The organism is Asanoa sp. NPDC050611 (assembly GCF_040654855.1).
GTDB lineage: Bacteria > Actinomycetota > Actinomycetes > Mycobacteriales > Micromonosporaceae > Asanoa.
The window spans coordinates 1-5495 of record NZ_JBFAIU010000430.1 but is presented as its reverse complement, the minus strand read 5'-3'; the positions used below and the strand labels follow the sequence as shown (position 1 = coordinate 5495).

General features: G+C 71.7%; 7 protein-coding genes. 3 read left to right on the top strand and 4 right to left on the bottom strand.

What is annotated here, in order from left to right:
• The first annotated feature begins 112 nt into the window (after nucleotides 1–112).
• Both AB0H87_RS37255 and AB0H87_RS37250 read left to right on the top strand, forming a co-directional pair.
• A complete protein-coding gene (locus tag AB0H87_RS37255) occupies nucleotides 113–913 on the top strand; it encodes a LuxR C-terminal-related transcriptional regulator (protein ID WP_360156986.1) in 801 nt (266 codons plus the stop codon).
• 81 nt (nucleotides 914–994) lie between these two features.
• Nucleotides 995–1846, top strand: coding sequence for an EAL domain-containing protein (locus AB0H87_RS37250; protein ID WP_360156983.1), 852 nt, complete (start codon nucleotides 995–997; stop codon nucleotides 1844–1846).
• 29 nt (nucleotides 1847–1875) lie between these two features.
• Here the strand turns inward: AB0H87_RS37250 and AB0H87_RS37245 are convergent, their stop codons facing one another.
• Entirely contained in the window at nucleotides 1876–2307 is a 432-nt protein-coding gene (locus AB0H87_RS37245; protein ID WP_360156980.1) for a nucleoside deaminase, read from the bottom strand.
• Between the two features lie 10 nt (nucleotides 2308–2317).
• Nucleotides 2318–2749, bottom strand: coding sequence for a DUF6228 family protein (locus tag AB0H87_RS37240; RefSeq protein ID WP_360156989.1), 432 nt, complete (start codon nucleotides 2747–2749; stop codon nucleotides 2318–2320).
• Nucleotides 2750–2886: 137 nt separating this feature from the next.
• Here AB0H87_RS37240 and AB0H87_RS37235 point away from each other — a divergent pair, with 137 nt between their 5' ends.
• Nucleotides 2887–3909, top strand: a complete 1023-nt coding sequence (locus tag AB0H87_RS37235) for an FAD-binding oxidoreductase (RefSeq protein WP_360156977.1) — start codon at nucleotides 2887–2889, stop codon at nucleotides 3907–3909.
• A 71-nt stretch (nucleotides 3910–3980) separates the two neighbouring features.
• On the opposite strand, the gene AB0H87_RS37230 is transcribed toward AB0H87_RS37235, so the two are convergent.
• Nucleotides 3981–4784, bottom strand: coding sequence for an SDR family NAD(P)-dependent oxidoreductase (locus AB0H87_RS37230; protein WP_360156974.1), 804 nt, complete (start codon nucleotides 4782–4784; stop codon nucleotides 3981–3983).
• A complete protein-coding gene (locus AB0H87_RS37225) occupies nucleotides 4781–5314 on the bottom strand; it encodes an emopamil-binding family protein (protein ID WP_360156971.1) in 534 nt (177 codons plus the stop codon). Before AB0H87_RS37225 ends, AB0H87_RS37230 begins: the two co-directional genes overlap by 4 nt.
• Nucleotides 5315–5495: the final 181 nt, after the last annotated feature.

Sequence of the window (5495 nt, the reverse complement as noted above, 5' to 3'; positions counted from 1 at the left end):
ACCCGCGCAGCTATCTGGCGGCCACCGATGTGCTGGGCGTACGCCCGGATCAGTGCTGGTTCGTCGGCGACGGTGCGGACGGCGAGCTGGCCGGGAGGAGGGTGGCGCGCTGGTGGTCGCCGAGTACGCCGCGGCCGTGCTCAACAACGGGCTCGGCCGTTACGAGACGGCCCTGGCCGCCGCCCAACGGGCGACCGGCGAAGATCAGATGGTGGCGAGATCGTGGGGGTTGGCCGAACTGGTGGAGGCGGCGGCGAGGTCGGAACAGTGGGACGTCGGTGAGGCCGCGCTGCGCGAGCTCACGCAGCGGACCGAGGCGAGCGGGACACCGTGGGCGCTGGGCACGCAAGCCCGTGCACGGGCGCTGCTGAGCAGGGGCACCGACGCCGACGATCTCTACCGCGCGGCCGTCCGTCGGCTACGCGACTGCCACATGAACGCGCACCTCGGCCGGACACACCTGGTGTACGGGGAATGGTTGCGCCGCAACAACCGCCGCGCCGAGTCCCGGGTCCAGCTGCGGCGCGCGTACAACCTGCTCACCAACATGGGAGCGGAGGGGTTCGCCGACCGTGCCCGCAACGAACTGCTGGCCACGGGCGAGGCGGTCCACCAGCGGACCCCGGACACGCTGGACCTGACGCCCCAGGAGGCGCTGATCGCGTCGCTCGCGCGGGACGGGAAGACCAACCAGGAGATCGGCACCGAGCTGTTCATCAGCCCTCGGACGGTCGAGTGGCACCTGCACAACGTGTTCGCCAAGCTGGCGATCAGCTCGCGCCGGGAGCTGCGCGACGCGGGGCACGGCGACCGCGTGTCCGCCGCGGCCCCGTCCCTGAACCCGACATCCGCGCCACATTCGGGCACCCCCGGGACCGATCCCAGCACCCCGGGGGTGCGACCCGGGGCTTGAACAACCGGGGCTGTCCACGGGGCCGCGCTCACCGTCGGCCGACGACGGTTGGGTGGTCCTCCCGGAAGGAGCCCCCAAGCGATGACCTGCCGCCCAGCAGCCCTGCCCACGACCAGCGGCGTCGACCACGTGCCGACTCCGCCCAACCACGCGGTGCATGTCCGCGCGGGCGACCGGAGCGTCGCCCGAGCCGTCGCGAATGACGAGTTGCGCCTGCGCTACCAGCCGATCGTCCGCATCCAGGACCGGGCGGTGATGGCCGTCGAGGCCCTGGTGCGGTGGCAGCACCCGACGCTCGGCCTGCTCACCCCCGACCGGTTCTTCGACGCGGCCACCAGGAACGGCCACATGCCGTTGCTCGACCGATGGGTTCTGCACCGCGCCTGCCGTGACATGATCGCGATCCGCGGTGCCCTCGGCTGTGCGGCCCCCGTTCGCGTCAACGTCAACATCTCGGCACCGACACTGGCGACCGACTTCACCGGCCTCGTCACCACGGCACTGGAACGCACGGGCCTGCCCGCGCGCCGGCTGCGGCTGGAGCTCTGCGAAGGCGCGGACCTCGACACGCTCACCCGTGCCGGGCCGCACCTCGAGAGCCTGACCCGACGCGGGATCGGGGTGGCCCTCGACGACATGGGAGCCGGATCGACGGACCTGCGCTACCTCTCCCGCCTGGCCCTGCACGACATCAAAATCGACAAGCAGTTCGTGGCGGGGATGCTGAGCAGCCAGCGTGACCACGCCATCGTCACGCTGCTGACAGACCTCGCCCACCGCCTGCGGCTGCGTGTCGCGGCCGAAGGGGTCGAGACCGCGGAGCAGCTGGCCGCACTCGCCCGGATAGGGGTGTCCTACGCCCAGGGCTACCACCTTGCCCCACCGCTGGTCCTGTCGGACCTGACCGACACCCTGGGCGCGACGGGCACCTGAAGTTCGAAAGAACAGGTCTCGCGCCTCGGTCACCCGGCGGTGAAGAAGTCCTCGATCGGCGCGCGGGCCTCGTCGTAGAGGGCGGGACCGTCGCGGGGCACCCGCTTCGCGTCGACGGTCCGGGACAATGCCTGGAACTGGTCCGCGGAGAGGGCGAACACAACCCGCCCGAGGCCGGCGCGGTCGATCGCGTAGGTGCACATGGGGCAGGGCTCGCAGCTGGTGTACATCGTGGTCGCGGCGACCGTCGACGCGTCGAGCTCCTGTGCGGCCCAGCGGGCGAGCTTGAGCTCCGGGTGTGCGGTGATGTCGCCGTCGCCGGGCACGGTGTTGTGCGCCTCGGCGAGGACGGCTCCGTCCGGGCCCACCAGCAGCGAACCGAACGGTCGCCCGCCGGCCGCCGGCGCGGCCGCCGCCAGCTCGATCGCGCGGCGCAGGTACTGCTCGTCTCGTTGATCCATGAACCCCTTCCTACACTTCCGCCGCGCGCCGCGGCGCCCCGGGCGGCATGGGTAGGAACTCGTGGAGGTCGGCGGCGAGAGCGCTCATCTGCTCACCGGCCTCCAGCCAGGTGGTGATCGTCGCCTCCCAGGTGTCGGAGCGCGACGTCCATGGGTGGAGGTTCCAGGTGAGCATGACGTGGCCGCCGCTGTGGAAGGTCGCGCGCAGCGAGAGGTGGTTCGTCTGCCATACGCGTTCCTCGGACCAGCCGCGATAGTCGGCCGCCAGCCGTGCGACGAAGTCAGGAAGCCACGCGTCGTCCCAGACCCAGACCTCGACTCCTTGGATTGCTGCTTGCAGTTGGTCCGCTCGTGCCTCGACGGCGAAGCCGACTCCGTAGTCGTCCGGGAAGTAGCGGGAATGCAGGCGGACGGAGGTGTCCGGATCCTCGCTGCAGCGGATGAAGAGACCGGGGCCATCTTGGGGTAGATCCGGGACCGACACCCCGCGACAGTAGATGGTCGGCGATGGTGACGGCTCGGCACTCGGCATTTGGCGGAGACGGCGGCGGAGTCGGTGCGGACAGTAAGGTCGTCACGGTGTCGAGCGAACCGGTGGGCAGGCAGGTGGTCGTCGTCGGAGCTGGCATCGTCGGCGCGTCGGTGGCTTATCACGCCGCCTGGGCGGGTGCCGCGGTCACGTTGGTCGACGCGGGGCGGCCAGGTGCCGGCGTCACGGCGGACTCGTTCGCTTGGGTCGGCGCGTCCGGCGTGCGTACCGGTCCGGCGGCCGGGATCCGGGCCACCGCGACGGATGAGTACCGCCGGGTCCAGGCCGAGTTGCCGGGGCTCCCGGTTCGCTGGTCCGGCTCGTTGATCTGGCGCGCGGAGGGTGACGCGCCGGAGGCGGGGCCCGGGCAGGAGATTGTGGACGCGGGCACCGTGATGACGCTCGAGCCGAACCTTCGGCAGCCGCCGGAGTGGGCCGTATGGGCGCCCGGCGACGGCGCCGTCGACTCGGTTGGCGTGACCGAGCGGCTGGTCGAGGGTGCCCGCGCCCATGGCGCCCGGGTCCGTCTCGACTCCCCGGTCACCGCGGTCCGCCGGGATGCGGCGGGCCGGGTTGCGGGGGTCGAGACGGCCGCGGGGCCGCTTTCCGGTACGACTGTGGTGCTGGCGGCCGGAGTTGCGACGGCCGCGCTGGGCGTGTCGGTCGGCGTGCGTGTGCCGGTCGAGCCGTCGCCGTGCCCGCTCTTCCGGCTTCGCGCGCCGGCCGGTCTGGTCCGCACCGTGGTCAACACCGAGGACTTCGATCTCCGGCAGGTCGCTGCAGACCGGCTCATGGCCGCGGCGGACTCGCCCGAGCGGACCCTTGCCGCGGTCCGGTCCACGTTCCGCGGTGCCGAGGGCGTCGAGCTGCTCAGCACACGAATCGGCGCACGCCCGATGCCGGTGGACGGTGAGCCGATCGTCGGTCCGGTCGCCGATGTGCCCGGTCTCTACGTGGCGGTGATGCACGCGGCGGTCACGCTTGCGCCGGCCATGGGCCGCCTTGTCGCGCGGGAACTGGTCGACGGCACCGTCGAGCCCTCATTGTCGGGTTGCCGCCTCGACCGCTTCTAGCGCACAGCACCGCAAAGCTCGCGGCAACGCCAACGACGCTGGGGCGGCTTCAACGTCCGGCGACGCGACCGCTAGCCGGTCGGTCCCGCGGGTATGCCCGGCGCGCGCAGGTCGCGCGAGGCGCGGGCGATGATCGCGATCGCGGTGCGTCGTGGCAGCAGTCGTGACATGAGCGCCGACGAGACGCGCATGCCAAGGCCCGGGATCACCCGCGGGCCTCGGCCGAGTCCCCGCAGCGCGGCGCGTGCCACCTGGTCCGGGGTCTGCGTCCCGGGCGCCGGCCTGGCCTTGGCGCCCGCGAGGTTCGGTGTGGCGACCGCGCCCGCGATGCAGGTCAGCACGTCCACGCCCGTGCCGCGTAGCTCCGCCCACAGGCCCTCGGCAAGGATCGCGCCGAACGCCTTGGTGGCCGCGTACGCCGTGATCGGTGGGGATCCCTGCATCCCGGCCAGGGATGACATCACGATGAAGCCACCCCGCCCGCGGGCCACCATCGGCGGGAGGAAGCGGTGGGCGAGTTCGAGCGGCATCCGGCAGTTGAGGTCCACTGCCCGGCGGGTGAGGTCCGGGTCCATGGAGACGAACGAGCCGATCGGCGAGTACGCGGCGTTCGCCACCACGAGACCGACGTCGAGCCCGTCCGTGGCGTCCACGACCGCGCGCAGTCCCTCCATTGTCGACAGATCCGCGCTGACCGTGACGGTCGAGGTCGGCAGCGCGTCCGCGAGCGCCGTCAGCGGTTCCGCGCGGCGGGCCGCGAGCACGAGGTTGAGCCCGTGTCCCGCGAGCGCGTGGGCGAAGCCCGCGCCGAGACCCTCGGAGGCGCCGGCGACGAGCGCCCACGGCCCGTAACGGTCCGCGAAGCCCGCCCTCACACGGCCACCGGCTCGGGCCGGGACGCGGTGTCGCGCCGACGGCTGAACGGACGCTCGCGCCGCATGCGCCACATCATCAGAAACGGGGTGAGCAGCCAGGCGGCGTTGGCGGCGAGCACGATCCCGAAGTTCGGCGCGGGCGTGACGCCGTAGCGCTCGTCCGTCAGGATGATCAGCACGTTGGCCAGCATCGTGCCGGACCAGACCAACGCCGGCACCTTGATCCAGTCGCGGCCGCGGATGAAGGCGTAGAGGGCGAAGAAGTAGAACGGGCCGAAGAAGATCAGGTCGATCCAGATCGTCATCTGCCAGAAGGGCGGCCGGGCCATCAGCAGCGGGTCGTAGTGGTTGCCCCACCAGTGCACGAGGTCTATCGCCGGGCCGGGCGGCCAGACCGGGTAGTCGAAGTTGGCCGGATCGGCGACCACGATCTGTTCGAGGTCGACGACGTACGTGATGACGGTCGCGTTGACCGCGAAGAACGCGATGAAGAACAGGTCCCACGGGCGTTCGCGCAACGGCACGCTCATGGTCCGATCCTGGCCTCAACAACCCGACCGAACAAGATCTACAAATGCGGACGTTCTCGGCCGGGCATGGCCGCGTCGGCGACTGCGGACCCCGTCGTGGGCCGTGACGCGTTCGCGCATGCCGATCAGGCCCATCCCGCCCGTGCGTTGGCCGACCACCGCGGAGCGGCCGTCGTCGGTC

What these genes read in the sequence shown, in the direction of transcription:
- AB0H87_RS37250 (WP_360156983.1), top strand. Translation starts at nt 995, where the DNA reads ATGACCTGCCGCCCAGCAGCCCTGCCCACGACCAGCGGCGTCGACCAC.
- AB0H87_RS37245 (WP_360156980.1), bottom strand. Translation starts at nt 2,307, where the DNA reads ATGGATCAACGAGACGAGCAGTACCTGCGCCGCGCGATCGAGCTGGCG.
- AB0H87_RS37225 (WP_360156971.1), bottom strand. Translation starts at nt 5,314, where the DNA reads ATGAGCGTGCCGTTGCGCGAACGCCCGTGGGACCTGTTCTTCATCGCG.